Source organism: Streptomyces sp. NPDC086080 (assembly GCF_044540255.1).
GTDB lineage: Bacteria > Actinomycetota > Actinomycetes > Streptomycetales > Streptomycetaceae > Streptomyces.
On the sequence record NZ_JBITRU010000001.1, the window covers coordinates 137,697 to 154,150 of the forward strand.

At 72.7% G+C, this 16,454-nt stretch carries 14 protein-coding genes; 11 read left to right on the forward strand and 3 right to left on the reverse strand.

The window, feature by feature from the left end; genetic code table 11:
* Positions 1 to 50 precede the first annotated feature (50 nt).
* The gene (locus ACIF9R_RS00685) at positions 51 to 1,331 is read left to right on the forward strand and encodes a sensor histidine kinase (protein ID WP_399972330.1); all 1,281 of its coding nucleotides are present in this window, start codon (positions 51 to 53) and stop codon (positions 1,329 to 1,331) included.
* Positions 1,328 to 1,999, forward strand: coding sequence for a response regulator (locus ACIF9R_RS00690; protein ID WP_399972333.1), 672 nt, complete (start codon positions 1,328 to 1,330; stop codon positions 1,997 to 1,999). Before ACIF9R_RS00685 ends, ACIF9R_RS00690 begins: the two co-directional genes overlap by 4 nt.
* Positions 2,000 to 2,203: 204 nt before the next feature.
* On the opposite strand, the gene ACIF9R_RS00695 is transcribed toward ACIF9R_RS00690, so the two are convergent.
* Both ACIF9R_RS00695 and ACIF9R_RS00700 read right to left on the reverse strand, forming a co-directional pair.
* A complete protein-coding gene (locus ACIF9R_RS00695) occupies positions 2,204 to 2,995 on the reverse strand; it encodes an ABC transporter permease (protein ID WP_399972335.1) in 792 nt (263 codons plus the stop codon).
* Positions 2,992 to 3,981, reverse strand: coding sequence for an ABC transporter ATP-binding protein (locus tag ACIF9R_RS00700; protein WP_399972338.1), 990 nt, complete (start codon positions 3,979 to 3,981; stop codon positions 2,992 to 2,994). The genes ACIF9R_RS00695 and ACIF9R_RS00700 overlap by 4 nt, the downstream gene beginning before the upstream one ends.
* 606 nt (positions 3,982 to 4,587) lie before the next feature.
* Here ACIF9R_RS00700 and ACIF9R_RS00705 point away from each other — a divergent pair.
* The 5 genes from ACIF9R_RS00705 to ACIF9R_RS00725 all read left to right on the forward strand — a co-directional run bounded on the left by ACIF9R_RS00705 (position 4,588) and on the right by ACIF9R_RS00725 (position 11,527).
* Complete coding sequence (locus tag ACIF9R_RS00705; RefSeq protein WP_399972340.1) at positions 4,588 to 5,277, forward strand: FadR/GntR family transcriptional regulator; 690 nt, start codon at positions 4,588 to 4,590, stop codon at positions 5,275 to 5,277.
* Positions 5,274 to 6,875 (forward strand): hypothetical protein, encoded by a 1,602-nt coding sequence (locus ACIF9R_RS00710; protein ID WP_399972343.1) that lies wholly within the window; start codon positions 5,274 to 5,276, stop codon positions 6,873 to 6,875. The genes ACIF9R_RS00705 and ACIF9R_RS00710 overlap by 4 nt, the downstream gene beginning before the upstream one ends.
* Positions 6,872 to 8,842 (forward strand): GMC family oxidoreductase N-terminal domain-containing protein, encoded by a 1,971-nt coding sequence (locus ACIF9R_RS00715; protein WP_399972346.1) that lies wholly within the window; start codon positions 6,872 to 6,874, stop codon positions 8,840 to 8,842. Before ACIF9R_RS00710 ends, ACIF9R_RS00715 begins: the two co-directional genes overlap by 4 nt.
* Before the next feature lie 531 nt (positions 8,843 to 9,373).
* On the forward strand, positions 9,374 to 10,429 hold the full coding sequence (locus ACIF9R_RS00720) for an LLM class F420-dependent oxidoreductase (RefSeq protein WP_399972348.1): 1,056 nt from the start codon (positions 9,374 to 9,376) through the stop codon (positions 10,427 to 10,429).
* Positions 10,430 to 10,738: 309 nt separating this feature from the next.
* Complete coding sequence (locus tag ACIF9R_RS00725) at positions 10,739 to 11,527, forward strand: ferritin-like domain-containing protein (RefSeq protein ID WP_399972350.1); 789 nt, start codon at positions 10,739 to 10,741, stop codon at positions 11,525 to 11,527.
* 56 nt (positions 11,528 to 11,583) lie between these two features.
* On the opposite strand, the gene ACIF9R_RS00730 is transcribed toward ACIF9R_RS00725, so the two are convergent.
* Entirely contained in the window at positions 11,584 to 12,579 is a 996-nt protein-coding gene (locus tag ACIF9R_RS00730) for a magnesium and cobalt transport protein CorA (RefSeq protein ID WP_399972353.1), read from the reverse strand.
* An 86-nt stretch (positions 12,580 to 12,665) separates the two neighbouring features.
* Between ACIF9R_RS00730 and ACIF9R_RS00735 the strand changes: the two genes are divergently transcribed.
* The 4 genes from ACIF9R_RS00735 (at position 12,666) to mshC (ending at position 16,381) form a co-directional block, all read left to right on the forward strand.
* Positions 12,666 to 13,352, forward strand: coding sequence for a histidine phosphatase family protein (locus ACIF9R_RS00735; protein WP_399972356.1), 687 nt, complete (start codon positions 12,666 to 12,668; stop codon positions 13,350 to 13,352).
* A gap of 90 nt (positions 13,353 to 13,442) precedes the next feature.
* Positions 13,443 to 14,033, forward strand: coding sequence for a DUF3090 domain-containing protein (locus ACIF9R_RS00740; RefSeq protein ID WP_215205950.1), 591 nt, complete (start codon positions 13,443 to 13,445; stop codon positions 14,031 to 14,033).
* Complete coding sequence (locus ACIF9R_RS00745) at positions 13,997 to 14,830, forward strand: SCO1664 family protein (RefSeq protein WP_399972359.1); 834 nt, start codon at positions 13,997 to 13,999, stop codon at positions 14,828 to 14,830. Before ACIF9R_RS00740 ends, ACIF9R_RS00745 begins: the two co-directional genes overlap by 37 nt.
* Before the next feature lie 321 nt (positions 14,831 to 15,151).
* Positions 15,152 to 16,381 carry a cysteine--1-D-myo-inosityl 2-amino-2-deoxy-alpha-D-glucopyranoside ligase gene (gene mshC / locus ACIF9R_RS00750; protein WP_399972362.1) on the forward strand — a complete coding sequence of 410 codons (1,230 nt, stop codon included), beginning with the start codon at positions 15,152 to 15,154 and terminating at the stop codon, positions 16,379 to 16,381.
* Positions 16,382 to 16,454 lie beyond the last annotated feature (73 nt).

A 16,454-nucleotide genomic window follows, 5' to 3' on the forward strand; every position in this document is an offset into this window, starting at 1 on the left:
GCCGCCCGGGTGGGCGGAGCGGTGCCGATGCCCCGTGCGAGGATGACGACGTGCCGTCCTCATGGCCGTACCGGCTCCTTGACAAGCCGAACACCACAGCCCGCCTCATCGTCCTGCTCCTGGTCGTCGTGGGGGATCTCCTGCTGCTGCAGACCGGCAGCCGGTCGTCACCGACCGCCTGGGGCTTCGGGCTCGCGGCGGTGGTGATCGGCCTGTTCGGCGCCGTCAGGCCGCTGGGCACCGCGCTCTGCCAGGCGGCCCTGCTGCTCGCGGCGGACGCGTACGGAAGCTATGCGCACGGTCCGGCGGCCCTGGTGAAGTACATCGCCGTCCTGTCCCTGCTGGAACTGGCGATCCGTCGGCCGTGGCCGAGGGCGGCGATCGGCGCCGCGGCGCTGACCGGGGTGTACACCATCCACACGTTCGAGGCCATGCCCGCGGAGCTGCCCTCCCTGCTCTACAGGGTGGTGGTGACGGTGGGCGGTCCGGTGCTGCTGGGTGGCTACGTACGGGCCACCCGCCAGGCCGCCTGGCACGCGCAGAAGCACGCGGAGGAGGAGACACGTGCCCAGGAGCTGCGGACGCGTGCAGCGCGGGTCGCCGAGCGCACCGCGATCGCACGGGAACTGCACGACCTGGTGGCCCATCACGTCTCCTCCATGGTGCTGCGGGTGGGAGTCGCCCGGCACGTGCTGCCGGTCGCGGACGAGCGGGTGACCGAAGTCCTCGACGACCTGCACGTCACCGGTACCACCGCCCTGACCGACCTGCGCCGCCTGGTGACCGTTCTGCGCGATCCGGCGCAGGTCCTCCAGGACGACGCCGCGGCGACACTGGTGGCCCCCGACGGGCTGCCCGCCGCACTGCACGCGGTGATCGAACACGGTCGGCGGATCGGCCTCGACGTCGAGGAGTCGACGGATCCGGGGATCGGGCACCTCGACGCTGTGCGCGGCCTCGCCGTCCTGCGGCTGGTCCAGGAGGGACTGGCCAACGTCGCCAAGCACGCCGGTCCGTCGGCACGCGCCCGCGTGACGGTCGGGATGACGGAGGCGGGCGCTGTCCGTCTGCGCATCCTTGACCGTGGCGCCGCGCCCGGCGGCGACCGGAAGGTGCTCGCCGCGTCCGGGCCGGGACTCGGCCTGGTGGGCATGCGGGAGCGGGTCGCCCTGCTCGGCGGGTCGATGCGGGCAGGACCGGACGACGGCGGCTGGCGGCTCTCGGTCACACTGCCGGCCGGGCCGGTGGGACCGGACGCCGAGCGCCCGGACGCCGAGCGCCTTGGCGGTGCGCGGCCGGAACACCAGGACCGGAACGGAGGCCGCCCGTGATCCGCGTCCTCCTCGTCGACGATCAGCGGCTGGTCCGTGCCGGACTGCGGATGCTGTGCGAGGCCGCCCCCGACGTGCAGGTCGTCGGCGAGGCCGAGAACGGGCGGCAGGCGGTGAGCCTCGCCGAGGAGCTGCTGCCCGACGTGATCCTCATGGATCTGCGCATGCCCGGCGTCGACGGCATCGCCGCGACCGGCCGGATCCTCGCCGCCCGCCCCGCCACCCGTGTCGTCGCGCTGACCACCTTCGACGACGACGACCACCTCTATCCCGTGCTGGCCGCCGGCGCGTGCGGCTTCCTCGTCAAGGACGCCGCACCGGCCGAGCTGCTGGACGGCATTCGGCGGGCCGCCCGCGGGGACGACCCGTTCAGCACGTCCGTGCTGCGCCGTCTGGTCGGGCAGGCCGTACGGACGCGGGGCGGCGAACGCGAAGGCGGGGCGGAGGGCGAGCGGCGGACCGACCCGCCCGCCGGTCTCACGCAGCGCGAGCGCGACGTGCTGTCCCTCGTCGGAGCCGGACTGTCCAACGGCGAGATCGCCGAGCGGCTGCACATCGGCGTGACCACCGTCAAGACGCATGTCTCCGGACTCATGGCGAAGACCGGCGCCCCCAACCGGGTGCGGCTCGCGGTGCTGGCGGTCCGGACGGGCGTCGCACCGGACTGACCGGAGTGTCCGGCTCACTCCGGGATCCCCCAGTACCACGGGCTCACCCCGGCTCACTCCGGGTCGGCCCAGCCCACCCGGATCATCCCGGCACGCTCCTGATCCCCGAGGCACCGTGGGATGGGCTCACCCCGGCTCACTCCGGGTCGGCCCAGCCCACCCGGATCATCCCGGCACGCCCCTGATCCCCGAGGCACCGTGGGATCACTTCTCCCCGGTGGGTGTCCAACGGAAGACGGCGACGGAGAGCACGGCACCCGCGGCCGCCCAGATCGCGAGCACCGACAGGTGGCCCCACTCGAATCCGGCGCCTGTGGTGTGGGGGTCGAACGCGGTCAGCATGGCAAGGAAGAAGTGCCGGACCGGAAAGACGTCCGCGACACGCTGCATCGCCACAGGCAGGTCCTTCCCGGGAAAGAAGTTCCCGGAGAGGAAGAACAGCGTCAGGCCGGTCCCGAAAGCCATGGGCAGGGCCGCCGAGGCACTCCTGACCAGGGCGCTGAACGGGATCGCCACGAGGCAGCAGGCGAGCGTTCCGGCGAGCACGGTGACGGCGGCCGCCGGGATCCGCGCCCCCGGGAACGGCACGTCGAAGACGAGCACACCCAGACAGACGACGAGCACGGCGAGCACCACCGACATCACCGTGGCGGTCACCACATGCCCCGCGAGAAAGACCGGGGCGGGCACAGGCGTGCTGCGCAGGCGCTTGAGCACGCCGTACTCGCGGTCCTCGACGAGGGTCATCGCCAGGTTCTGGAACGCGGCGGAGACCACTCCGACGACCACCACCGAGGCGGTCATGATGGTGGAGACGTCAAGAGTCCAGGGGCGGTCCGGGGCATGGACCTGTTCGCCGTCGAAGATCGAGGCGAGTACGAACAGGTACAGCAGCGGCAGGACGACGACCAGGAAGGCGGTCTGCGGGTTGCGCAGCACGACCTTGACCGCGCAGGCGGTCTCGCGCCGCAGCAGCGCTCCGACAGCGGTGCTCATCGCGCATCCTCCCCGCGGTTCGTGCCCGCCTTCTCGGTGACGGCCAGATAGATGTCTTCGAGGGACGGCCGGCGCACCTCGAGTCCCGGCAGGCCGGTGCCGTTGGCCCGGGCCCAGTCCATGAGCGGACCGAGTCTGCCGACCGGATCCGCGGCGCGCAGCGTCACCGGCTCGCCGGCCGCCGCCGGGGTGGCACCCTCGAGCAGGCCGGGGTCGATCCGCTCCGGCCGGAGGAAGCGGATCTCGCAGGGCATCGTCTCCCGTCCGCCGAGCGTGGCGGGGGTGCCCTCCGCCACCACCCGTCCGCCGACGACGACCGCGAGCCGGTCCGCCAGGGCCTCCGCCTCGTCCATGTAGTGGGTGGTCAGAAAGACGGTCTTGCCGAGGTCCCGGAGCGCCTCGATCATGGACCAGGCCTGGCGGCGCGCCGCCGGATCGAAGCCCGTCGTGGGCTCGTCGAGGAACACCAGTTCGGGGTCGCCGACCAGAGCCAGCGCCACGTCCAGCCGCCGCTGCTGCCCGCCGGAGAGCCTCCCCGCCCGGCAGTCGCGCTTGCCGGCCAGCCCGATCAGCTCGATCGTCTCGTCGACGTCGCGCGGCGCCGGGTAGAAGCCGGCGTGGCGAGCGACCAGTTCCCGCACGGTCAGCTCGGGCGGCATCCGCGAGGCCTGAAGCACCAGGCCGATGCGTGCCCGCCACGCGGACGTCGGACGCGCCGGGTCGGCGCCGAGGACCCGGACGTCGCCGCCGCTGCGGTGCCTGCTGCCCTCCAGGATCTCCACCGTCGTGGTCTTGCCGGCGCCGTTCGGCCCGAGGAGCGCGAACACCTCGCCCCGCCGTACCGTGAGGTCGAGTCCGCGTACCGCCTCGAACGTGCCGTAGGACTTGCGCAGTCCGCGCACGCGGACGGCCGGGTCCGGCGAGCCGTCCTCCGCTCCGCCGGCCGACTCCTCCCGGCCCGTAGCCTTCACCGCCGAATGTCTCATCAGATCCTCAGCTCCTTGCCGCTGTTCACGCGGTGGACGCTACGGAGCGCGGCGCGGACGCGTATCCGCCCAGCGGCCGTTCTTCCGGCCACTGGGAGGAGGACCGGTCTCCGGGCCCTCCGCCATCCGGCGTGGCACGCGTCCGAACGCCGGTGGAGCGCGCAGACCGAGGCGGGATCGGGCGCAGGAGCCCGTGCAAGGGCCTCGTACGACGCCCTGTCCCCGGCCCCGGAGGGCGCCCGCAAGGTGACGGTCGGCGGCATGTGGATGCGAGCAGGTGGACGCCGACGGCGGTGAGCGTGAACCAGAGGGTGGCGACGCGCGCGGAGCCGAAGCGGTCGGAGGAGCAGCCGGCGACCGGCATGCCCCCGGTCTTCCTTGCCGGTGCCGGTCCTCCGGTCTCGCTGGCGGGTCCGGTGCCGGTCGGCGCGCGGGGTCGGCGCGTGCGGGCTGCCCCCCGGTCGCCGATGCGTTCCGTACGGTTCGCGTCAGGCTCGTACCGCTCGAAGGGTTGACCGCCCTCGCTCCCACTGGTTGAGTGGCTCAGCCACTGAGCCATACAGGCTCCCGTGGTGTCGCCGTGTACCCGTGCCCGGGAGGGATGCTGTGGAGGCGCTGCCTCGTCAGACGATCGTGGACGTGCTCGAGGACCGGCTGCGCGAGGACATTCTCGCAGGCCGGCACCCGGTCGGCGGGTACCTGCCGCCCGAGCGGGAACTGGCACACGGGTACGGCGTCACCCGCACCACCCTCAAGCACGCCTTCGGCCGGCTCGTCCAGGCCGGACTGCTTGAAACCCGGCACGGCGTGGGCACCCGCGTCCGCGACTACGCGCGCCTGGGCGGGGCGGACCTGCTGCCGATGCTGGTGCGGCACAGCTCCGGATGGATCGGTGAGGTCTTCGAAGTGCGGCGCAGTATCGGCGCGCTGATCGCCGAACAAGCTGCCGCACGCGCCACGGCGGTGCAGAAGGGAGAGCTGCGCGCACTGCTGACGGCGGTGGCCGAGGCCGGGGACGCGGACGCCGTGCAGCTCGCGGACATCGAGGTGCACCGTGCCCTGGCCCGGGCGACCGGCAACCGTGTGTACGTACTCCTGACGAACACTCTGTTCCAGGCCTACCTTCCCGTCCGCTCCGCGCTCGTGGCGCCCTTCACCAACCCGGCCGCCGCGCACGCCCGGCTGGCGCCGGTGGTCGAGGCGGTGGTGGCGGGTGACGGAGGAGCCGCCCACACGGCGGCCGAGGACTATCTGCTGGAGACCGAGCTGATCATGCTCGGGGGCGAGGGCGAATGAGGGGCACACGCTTCGGCGAGACGATGCTCGGCACCGTCCGTCTGGCGGGTGAGGAACACCGGATACGGCTGGATCTGCGCGTACGGGCCGACCGTGTGCTGCGCCCCTGGGCGACCACCCGGGCGCGGGCCGAGGGCCGGATCCGGATCGCGGGACTGGCCGACGACCCGCATGCCACGGGTGAGTTGGAGATATCGCCGCTCGCGCGGCGCCGTATCCGCTACCGGCTGTCGTTCACCGCCGGCGGCCGCCGTCTGGAACTGGACGGCTGGAAGTCGGTCACACCCGTCAGGCCGGTGGCCTCGATGACCGTCCTGCCGTTCAGCGTGTACGAGGACGGCGCCCGTGTCGGCGAGGGCACCCTGCGCTTCCCCGCCGCCACGGGCCTCGTCCCGTTCCTCGCGAGCTTCCGCTTCCCGCACGCCGAGCGGCTGGGACAGGCGGGTGCCACCGAGAGGGCAGCGGGGGCGGTGGTCGGGGCGGACGCAGGAAGCGCAGCGGGAGCGGGGCAGACGGCGTACGACCGTCATCTCGCGCCGCGTTGGGACGGAACCGCGGGCCGTACGGAGGTCTGGTACACGACCCTGACCGATCCGGAGACCGGCACCGGCATCTGGCTGCATCACGAACTCACCGCTCCCGCCGACGGATCACGGGCCTTCGCCCACGGCTGGGTGGCCGCCTTCCCGCACGACGGCCCGCCACGGCATGCCCGTTTCGGTCCGGTGCCGTGGCCGGAGACACGGACGGATTCCGAGTGCGGCACGGAGCCGGACTCGGAGCGGAATCCCCAGACCGGAGCCGGCACCGGAGCCGGCACTGAAGTCGGCACCGGAGCCGGCACTGAAGTCGGCACCGGAGCCGGCACCGGAGTCGGCACCGGAGCCGGCTTCGCCGCCGCCGGGGTGTTCGTGGCTCCGGGGCGGCTCGTTGGCACGGCGGGCGGATTCTCCTGGGACGTCACCGAACGCCCCGAGGCGCCGCCGCTGTTCACCTTCCCCCGCTGGTCGTGGCGGCGGCCCCTCCTGCCGGCGGCGCACATGCTGCCGACCGGACGGGCCTCCTACGACGGCGAGTTCACCCACGACGGCCACACCCTCGCCCTTCGCGGCGCCCAGGGCGCCTCCGCCCGCATCTACGGTCACGGCAACGCCCGCCGCTGGGCCTGGCTCCACGCGGACCTCGGCGGCGGGGACGTCCTGGAGATCGTCGCCGCGGTCTCGACCCGCCCGGGGCTGCGCTCGCTGCCTCCGCTGGTCTTCCTGCGTCTGCGCCAGGGCGGCAGGACCTGGCCGCGTCGTGTCGAGCGGGGAGCGGTCGGGTGGATGGGACCGGGCCGCTTCAGGGCCCGGATCGGCCTGCCCACCTGGACCGTGGCGGGACGCGCAGGACTGCGCCGGATCCGGGTGGAGGTCACTCAGCCCCCGGACCGGACCCTGGCCCTGGACTACCAGGATCCGGACGGCAGTCCGGCCGTGTGCAGCAACAGCGAGACCGCCGACGCCGAGGTTCTCGTGGAGCGGTGGCGGGGCCGTTGGTGCCGGGAGGCGCAGTGGACGCTGAAGGGCACCGCGCATGCGGAGGTGGGTGACCGGTGAGCCTGACCTCTCTCGCGGCGGCCTTGCTCGCCGACGACGGCACCGAGCCGTGGTCGGCCCGAGTGGGGGAGCGGGTGGATCAGGTGGTGGCCGCGATGCCGGGCCGCACGCGGTTCGCGCTGCGCGCGGCCGCGGCTGCCCTGGACGCTTTTGCCCTGGCCAGGACCGGGCGTCGGTTGGCGGCACTCTCGGTCGACGAACGCGAGGCGGTGCTCACCCCGCTGTCCGCGCATCCCGCGATCGTGGGGCTGCTGGACGTGGTGAAGATGCCGGTGCTGCTGGCCGCGGGCACGGAACGGATGCTGCACGAGCAGGCGTCCGCCGCCCCGTCGGCGACCGCGTCCACCGTCCCGTCGGCCACCGCCTCCGTCGCCCCGTCCGCCGCCCCGCGGATCGTTCCGCCGACGGACCCGCCCCTCGACTGCACACCCGCTGGGCACTGGCCGGCGCGCAGTACTGCCGACGCCGTGGTGATCGGCTCCGGAGCGGGCGGCGCCATGGCCGCGCGGACACTGGCGCTGGCCGGCCTGGACGTCGTGGTCGTGGAGGAGGGGGAGCACTACAGCACCGCATGGTTCGCCGGCCGGCCGCCACTGGAGCGCTTCACCCACCTGTACCGTGACGGCGCTTCGGGCGTCGCCGTCGGCAGTCCGCCGCTGCTGCTGCCGCAGGGACGCGCGGTGGGCGGCACCACCGTGATCAACTCCGGCACCTGTTACCGCACACCGGAGCACGTCCTGCGCCGCTGGAGCGCCCGGTCGGGCTTCCGGCTCGCCGAGGGCTTCGGCCCACTCCTCGACGAGGTGGAGCGCACCCTGCGGGTGGCCACCCAGCCGCTGGACGTCCTGGGACGCAACGGCGGGCTGGCCCTGGCCGGAGCGGAACGGCTGGGCTGGCGGGCCGCCCCGCTGCGCCGCAACGCCCCCGGCTGCCTGGGCTCGTGCCAGTGCGTCGTGGGCTGCCCGACCGGAGCCAAACAGAGTGTGCAGCTGTCGGTGCTGCCCGACGCCTGCGCGGCCGGGGCACGCATCGTCACCGGTGCCAGGGTGTCGCGGATCCTGGTGGACGGCGACCTGCCGGGCGGGCCACGGGCGGTCGGGGTGCGCATACGGAGCCGGGACGGCGGCCGGAGAGAGACGGAGATCCTGGCCCCGCTGGTCGTGTCCGCCGCCGGGGCGCTGCAGACGCCGCCGCTGCTGCGCCGCTCCGGTCTGGGCGGGCATCCGCGGCTGGGCCGCAACCTCAGCGTCCATCCGGCCACCAGCGTGGCGGGCCGGTTCGAGGAGGAGGTCACCTCCTGGCGCGGCGTCCTCCAGAGCGCGGGCGTGGAGGAACTGCACACCGACGGCATCCTCATCGAGGCGACTGCCGCCCCGCCCGGCATGGGCAGCTTCGTGCTGCCCGGCCTGGGGCGGGAGCTGCGGCAGGAACTGGAGGGCACCGGCCACCTGGCCACCCTGGGTGCGATGATCGGGGACCGGCCCTCGGGCCGCGTCCTCGGCCGTGGGGGCGGCCTGATCAGGTACGACCTCGACAGGCACGACGGCGCCCGGCTGATCAGGTCCGTGCGTGCCATGGGCGCGGTCCTCTTCGCCGCCGGGGCCACGGAGGTGCTCACCGGCATCCCGGCCGCACCCCGCGTCCGTACCCTGGCGGAACTCGACGAGGTGCTGAGCCAAACCGGGCCGCGTGCCCTGCATCTGTCGGCCTTTCACCCGACCGGTACGGCGGCGGCCGGGGCGGACCCGCAGCGCGCCCCGGCCGATGCGGAGGGGCGACTGCGCGGGGTACGGGGTGTGCTCGTCGCGGACGCGTCCGTCCTCCCGAGCTGCCCGGAGGTCAATCCCCAGCTGAGCATCATGGCGGCCGCGCTCGCCGTCACGGGCGCCTGCCTGGAGCGCCTCGGTGCGGGCGCCCCGCCGACTCGCCCGACACCGGCCGACCGGCCCACTGGGCCGACGCGTTGACCGGGGCCGTCTGACCGGGGCCGTTTGACCAGGCGGTCCGGCGCCGTGCCGACCGAACCGATCGGACTCTGCGGCCCCGAGGGATCCGGCCCGGGCGGGACGCGCCGGTGCCGGACCCCGGACGTGCCCCTCCGGCCTGCCCTCGCCGATGGGCGGCCCGGCGCCGTCGGTCGCGTTGCCGAAGACGTGGGCGCTACCCAGCCCCCACCGGACCGAAAGCTGCGCCGCAGGCACAGAACCCGCACCCCCACCGGACAGGCAGCCATGCGGACGAACCGCCGGCCCCCGCCGGGTACGACCTCTCCGCCGGCAGAGCACCGACGCCTCAGGCACAGAACTCGCACCCCTACGGGACAGTCACCCGTGCCACAGGCACAAAACGACGGCCCCCGCCGGGATGGGCACCGGTGCCGCAGGCACACAACCGGTGACCCCGTCAGGAAGGCACCGGTGGTGGACACGGGCTCGGGGACCGCCGGAGGTATAAGGTCGGCGCACAAGCGACGTTACTCATCGGTAAGGGGAGACGGCATGCAGCTAGGGATCAACCTCGGCTACTGGGGCGCCGGAATGGACGCGGACAACCTCGCCGTGGCCCAGGAGGCGGACCGCCTCGGATACGCGGTCTGCTGGGCCGCAGAGGCCTACGGCTCCGACGCCGCCACCGTGCTCACCTGGGTGGCCGCCCAGACCCAGCGCATCGACGTCGGATCGGCCATCTTCCAGATCCCGGCCCGTCAGCCCACCATGACCGCGATGACCGCCGCCACCCTCGATTCCCTCTCCGGCGGCCGCTTCCGCCTGGGCCTCGGCGTCTCCGGCCCCCAGGTCTCCGAGGGCTGGTACGGCGTCAAGTTCGACAAGCCCCTCGCCCGCACCCGCGAGTACGTCGAGATCATCCGTAAGGCCATGACCCGCGAGCGCCTCTCCTACGAGGGCGAGCACTGGACCCTCCCCCTCCCCGGCGGCCCGGGCAAGCCGATCAAGCTCACCGTGCACCCCCAGCGCGAGCACATCCCCCTCTACATCGCCGCGATCGGCCCGAAGAACCTCGAGCAGACCGGTGAGATCGCCGACGGTGCTCTGTTGATCTTCCCGTCCGCCGACCATCTCGAGGACACCGCTGTCCAGCACATCCGTGCCGGACGCGAGAAGGCCGGCAAGACCCTCGACGGCTTCGACATCTGTCCCACGCTGCCCCTCGCCGTCGGGGACGACAAGGACGTCACCACCCTGGCCGACACCTTCCGCCCGTACACCGCGCTGTACGTCGGCGGCATGGGTAGCCGGAAGCAGAACTTCTACAACCAGCTCGCCCAGCGCATGGGCTACGAGCGGGAGGCGGCGGAGATCCAGGACAAGTACCTGTCCGGCGACAAGGAGGGCGCGGCGGCCGCCGTCCCGCACGACCTGATCGACAAGACGACCCTCCTCGGCTCGGTGGACCGTATCGCCGACCGGATGAAGGCCTATGCCGCCGCCGGGGTCACCACCCTCACGCTCGCCCCGGCCGGCTTCACGCTCGACGAGCGTCTCGCGTCGCTCCGCGCCGGCACCGAGGCCCTGGAGCGCGCGGGCCTGGCCTGACCGGCCCGCTCCGGGCGAGGGGCGGAGAGGTTCTTACGGCCGTGGTGGGGGCTCGGGGGTCCACCCCGCCACGGCCGTCACCCACAACAACGCCCGTCCGCCCCCATGGTTACGCCCGACCGCACTCACGCGCCCCCACCACCCCCCCACCCCACCCCCACACACCGCCACACGTACTCCTTTTGGCGCAGTTGTCGGACACGCCTGTTGCCGCACCCGCTCCCGCGCACTTGACTCGTTCTTTGCGGGACCCAAGCAGGAGACAGCGCAGTACTGCGGAAGCGGACGCGCGCGGAGAGGCGGCCCATCATGCTTTCGGCGAAGAGCCTGTTCCAGGAGATCCTGGACAACGACGAGTCGTTCGCACTGTTCTGTTCCATCGCCGCGAGCGGCGAGTCACAGGGCGGCTGGGAGAACGCCCGCATCGCCGCGCTGGTCCCCGAGAGCCAGCGCGCCCTCACTCCCAAGATCACCCGGCACGGCGCGGACGAGGACAAGCACGGCCGGATCTTCAACGCGTTGCTGAAGAAGCGCGGTCTGCAACCCGTCCCGGTCCCCGCGGACACCGACTACACGATGCTCCTGGAGCGCAACGGCATCGGCCTGGCCCACCGCCGCCTCGAACGGGACGAGCCGCTCACGGTCCAGGACATCGTCACGTACCTCGCCCACAGCAGGGTCACCGAACAGCGTGCCTCGGAGCAGATGGACCTGCTCCGCAAGCACTTCGCCGACCACCCCGACCTCGGCCGCGCGGTGAGGATGATCTCCGACGACGAGGACAGCCACCTCGCCTACTGCCACGAGGAACTGCTGCGCTTCGCGTACGCCGGCCACGGCCGGGCCATCCAGCGCACCCTGCGCGAGTGCGCGCTGGCGGAGATCCGCGTCTACCGGGATGTCAGCCTCGCGGTGATGGCGCACATGGGCCGCATCCTGAACTGGTCCCGGCCCAGGGCGGCGACCCTCGCGGCGGGCATCCACGCGGTGTACGCCTACGAACGCCTGGCGGGCTGGCGCCGCATGGTCTCCCTCAGGACGCCCGACCGCCGTAACGCCCTGGGCGGCCCGGCGACCCAGGAACCGGAAGCCGCCTGACCGGCCCGGCGGCCCCGGAACCGGAAGCCGCCCGACCGATCCCACCGCACCGTCGGCTACATCCACCCCCGCCGCCTGAACATCCGGTACAGCAACACCTCCAGCATGCCCATCGCCGCGATCACCACCGGATACGACCACTCCCACCGCAGCTCCGGCATGTGCTCGAAGTTCATCCCGTAGATCCCGGCGATCATCGTCGGGACCACGGCCAGGGCCGCCCAGGCGGAGATCTTCCGCATGTCGTCGTTCTGCTGCACGCCCACCTGGGCGAGATGCGCGGAGAGGACGTCCGAGACCAGCCGGTCCAGCCCTTCCACGGACTCGTTCACCCGGGTGAGGTGATCGTGCACGTCACGGAAGAACGGCCGCGTGCTGCTCTCGACGAACGGCACCTTCCCCCCGTACGTGCCGACTCCCGCGAGCCGGGCCATCGGCGGGGTCAGTGGCCCGGTGGCCCGGCGGAACTCCAGGATCTGCCGCTTGAAGGTGTAGATCCGGGACGCGGTGTACCGCGAGCCGCCGGCGTCGGGGGTGAAGACCTCCGTCTCCAGTTCCTCCAGATCGGTCTGCAGTTCGGTCGCCACCTCGAGGTAGTGGTCGACGACGGCGTCGGCGACCGCGTAGAGCACCGACGTCGCCCCCTCGTCCAGCAGTTCCGGCTCCCGCTCCAGCCGGTCCCGTACCGCCGCCAAGGGGGAGCCTTCCCCGTGCCGTACGCTCACCGCGAACGAGTCACCGAGGAAGATCATGATCTCGCCGGACGAGACGGTGTCGCTCCGCGGCTCGTACACCACCGGTTTCAGCACCGCGAAGAGCGAGTCGTCGTACACCTCCAGCTTGGGCCGCTGATGGGCCTTGAGCGCGTCCTCCACCGCCAGCGGATGCAGCCCGAACTCCTGCGCGACCAGGTCGAACTCGTCCGCCGACGGTTCGTGCAGCCCGATCCAGACGAAGCCCCCGGCCGACCGCGCCTCGTCCAGCGCGTCGGAGAAGTCGAGCGGCCCCTCCGACCGCCGGCCCTCCCGGTAAATGGCACAGTCGACGATCACGAAGCGGTTTCCCCTCTCATACCCGGAACATCCCACCGGTGTCCTACCCGGACACCACACGTACCCGTACGCCTACCCTGGGCCGCATGCCCACGTTGATCCTGGTCCGGCACGGACGCTCCACCGCCAATACCGAGGGACTGCTCGCCGGCTGGACGCCCGGTGTGGCCCTCGACGACCGCGGGGCCGCGCAGGCCGCCGCACTGCCCGGACGGCTCGCGGAGCTGCCGCTGGCCGAGATCGTCGCGAGCCCGCTCCAGCGCTGCCAGGAGACGATCCGGCCGCTGCTGGACGCCCGCCCCGGCCTGACCGCGCACACCGACGAACGCATCGGAGAGTGCCACTACGGCGACTGGACGGGCCGCAAGCTCGCCGAACTGCGGGACGAACCCCTGATGGACGTCGTGCAGGCGCACCCGTCGTCGGCGGCGTTCCCCGGGGGCGAGTCCATGCGGGCGATGCAGACGCGCGCCGCCGAGGCGGTGCGCGAGTGGAACGCCCGCGTGGAGCGCGATCACGGCGCCGACGCCGTGTATCTCATGTGCTCGCACGGCGACATCATCAAGTCGCTCGTCGCGGACGCACTCGGACTTCATCTCGACCTCTTCCAGCGGATCGCCGTGGAACCGTGTTCCATCACCGCGATCCGTTACACACGGTTGCGTCCGTTTCTCGTCCGCCTCGGCGACACCGGCGACTTCGGGTCGCTGGTGCCGCGCGAGGAGGCGCCCGCCGACGACGCCACGGTCGGCGGCGACGCGGGCGCACCGTGATCGTCGGCCGCAGTAGGGTGAAGCGGTCGCAGCGTTGCGTTCCCGTCCGAACAGCCACCCGTTCCCACGACTCTCATATGGAGACAGGACGTGTCCCGTCAGGTGTTCCTCTACGACCAGCCGGAACGTTTTGTGGCCGGTACGGTCGGACTGCCAGGGCGCCGTACGTTCTTCCTCCAGGCCTCCGCCGGCTCCCGGGTGACCAGCGTGGCCCTGGAGAAGACCCAGGTCGCCGCGCTCGCCGAGCGCATGGAAGAACTGCTCGACGAGGTCGTACGCCGTAGCGGAGGCAGTGCCCCGGTGCCGGCCGTGCCGCCGACCGAGGTCGCCGACACCGCCCCGCTGGACGCTCCCGTCGAGGAGGAGTTCCGGGTCGGCACCATGGCACTCGCCTGGGACGGCGAGGACGAGCGCATGATCGTCGAGGCGCAGGCACTCGTGGAGCTGGACGCCGACTCCGAGGAGGACCTCGCCGAGGCCGAGGAGCGGCTGCTGCAGGACGAGGAGAACGGGCCCCCGATGCTCCGCGTCCGCCTCACCGGCGCGCAGGCGCGAGCCTTCGCCAAGCGCGCCCTGGACGTCGTCAACGCGGGGCGGCCGCCGTGTCCGCTGTGCAGTCTCCCGCTCGATCCGGAGGGACACGTATGTCCGCGCCAGAACGGATACCGCCGCGGAGCGTGACGACCGTCGACCCGGCCGCCGCCGTGCTGCTCGCCCAGGGCGAGCTGACGGTGCGCGGACGTATCCGTGAGGCGTCGAACGCGGCGTTGTACTGCACCGTCACCCACGAGGGACGCGAGGCGGCCTGTGTCTACAAGCCGGTCGCCGGGGAGCGGCCCCTGTGGGACTTCCCCGACGGGACGCTCGCCGGGCGCGAGGTCGCCGCGTACGAGGTGTCCCAGGCGGCCGGCTGGGGGCTCGTACCGCCCACCGTGCTGCGGGACGGACCGTACGGCGAGGGCATGTGCCAGCTGTGGATCGAGACCGCTCCGGGCGCGGAGCTCCTCGCCCTGGTGGACGCCGAGGAGCCCGGGCCGGGCTGGAAGGCGATCGGATTCGCGGACGCCGGTGAGGGCCGCACCGCGCTGCTCGTGCACGCCGACGACGAGCGGCTGCGCCGGCTGGCCGTGTTCGACGCGGTGATCAACAACGCCGACCGCAAGGGCGGGCATCTGCTGCCCACGGAGGACGGACGGCTGTACGGCATCGACCACGGGGTCGCGTTCAACACCGAGGACAAGCTGCGCACGCTGCTGTGGGGCTGGGCGGGGGAGCCCCTGACCCCGGAAGCCCTCGACGTCCTCGAGGCCATGAGAAGCGCCCTCACGGCCAACGGCTCCCTCACCGCCGCTCTGACCCCCTTGATCACCCCCGCGGAGATCGACGCCACGCGCGCCCGCGTCGCGTCCCTGCTCGCCACGGGCGTCCACCCGCAGCCGGGCACCGACTGGCCGGCCATCCCCTGGCCGCCGGTCTGACCACCGCGGGTGCTCCACCGCGGGTGCTCCACCGCGCGTGCTCCACCGCGCGTGCTCCACCGCGCGTGCTCCACCGCGTTGCTCCAGTGTGTGCCCCACCGCGTGCTCCGGCGGATGCCGCACTGCGTGCCGCAACCGCGTGCCGCAACCGTGTGCCGCACTGTGTGCCGCACCGCGTGCCGCAACCGCGTGCCGCACCGCGTGATCCGCCGCACACGCACGGACGGAGACACACCGCGCGGGGCCGCGCAAGAGCGCCTTCTCGGTCGTCCGGCCTCCTCCGGTTCGTATCCGGAACTCCGGTCCGGTTACGCTCGTGACATGCATGCCTGGCCCGCTTCCGAGGTCCCCGCCCTGCCCGGTCAGGGCCGCGACCTGAGGATCCACGACACCGCGACCGGGGGCCCGATCGCCCTGGACCCCGGTCCCGTCGCCCGTATCTACGTCTGCGGCATCACCCCCTACGACGCCACCCACATCGGTCACGCGGCGACCTACAACGCCTTCGACCTCGTGCAGCGCGTGTGGCTCGACACCAAGCGGCAGGTTCACTACGTCCAGAACGTCACGGACGTCGACGACCCGCTGCTGGAGCGGGCCGACCGGGACGGCCTCGACTGGGCCGTGCTCGCCGAGCGGGAGACCGCCCTGTTCCGTGAGGACATGACGGCCCTGCGCATGCTGCCGCCGCGGCATTACATAGGCGCGGTGGAAGCGATACCCGGCATCGTTCCCCTGGTCGAACGGCTGCGCGAACTCGGCGCGACCTACGAGATCGATGGCGACATCTACTTCTCCGTCGAGTCCGACCCCCACTTCGGCCAGGTCTCGAACCTCGACGCGGCAGCCATGCGGCTGCTGTCCGCCGAACGCGGCGGCGACCCGGAGCGTCCGGGAAAGAAGAATCCGGTCGATCCGATGCTCTGGATGGCCGCCCGTGAGGGCGAGCCGAGCTGGGACGGCGGATCGCTCGGCCGGGGCCGCCCCGGCTGGCACATCGAGTGCGTGGCGATCGCCCTCGACCATCTCGGCATGGGCTTCGACGTCCAGGGCGGGGGTTCCGACCTGGTCTTCCCGCACCACGAGATGGGCGCCTCCCACGCCCAGGTGCTCACCGGCGAGTTCCCCATGGCCAAGGCGTACGTCCATGCCGGCATGGTGGCCCTGCACGGCGAGAAGATGTCCAAGTCCAAGGGCAACCTGGTCTTCGTGTCCGCGCTCCGGCGCGACGGTGTGGACCCGGGGGCGATCCGGCTGGCGCTGCTGGCCCACCACTACCGCGCCGACTGGGAGTGGACCGACCAGGTCCTCCAGGACGCGGTGACCCGCCTGGAACACTGGCGCGCCGCCGTCTCCCGCCCCGACGGACCGCCCGCCGACGCGCTGGTCGAGGAGATCCGCGACGCCCTGGCGGCCGACCTGGACGCCCCGGCCGCGCTGGCCGCCGTGGACCGCTGGACCCTGCTCCAGGAGGAGAGCGGAGGTACCGACACCGGCGCGCCCGGCGTCGTCTCCCGTGCGGTGGACGCACTGCTCGGCGTGGCGCTCTAGAGACCGGCCGGACACGGCAAGGGCGCCTCACCCCGCGCGGGGTGAGGCGCCCTTGCCGTGTCCGGCCGACCCG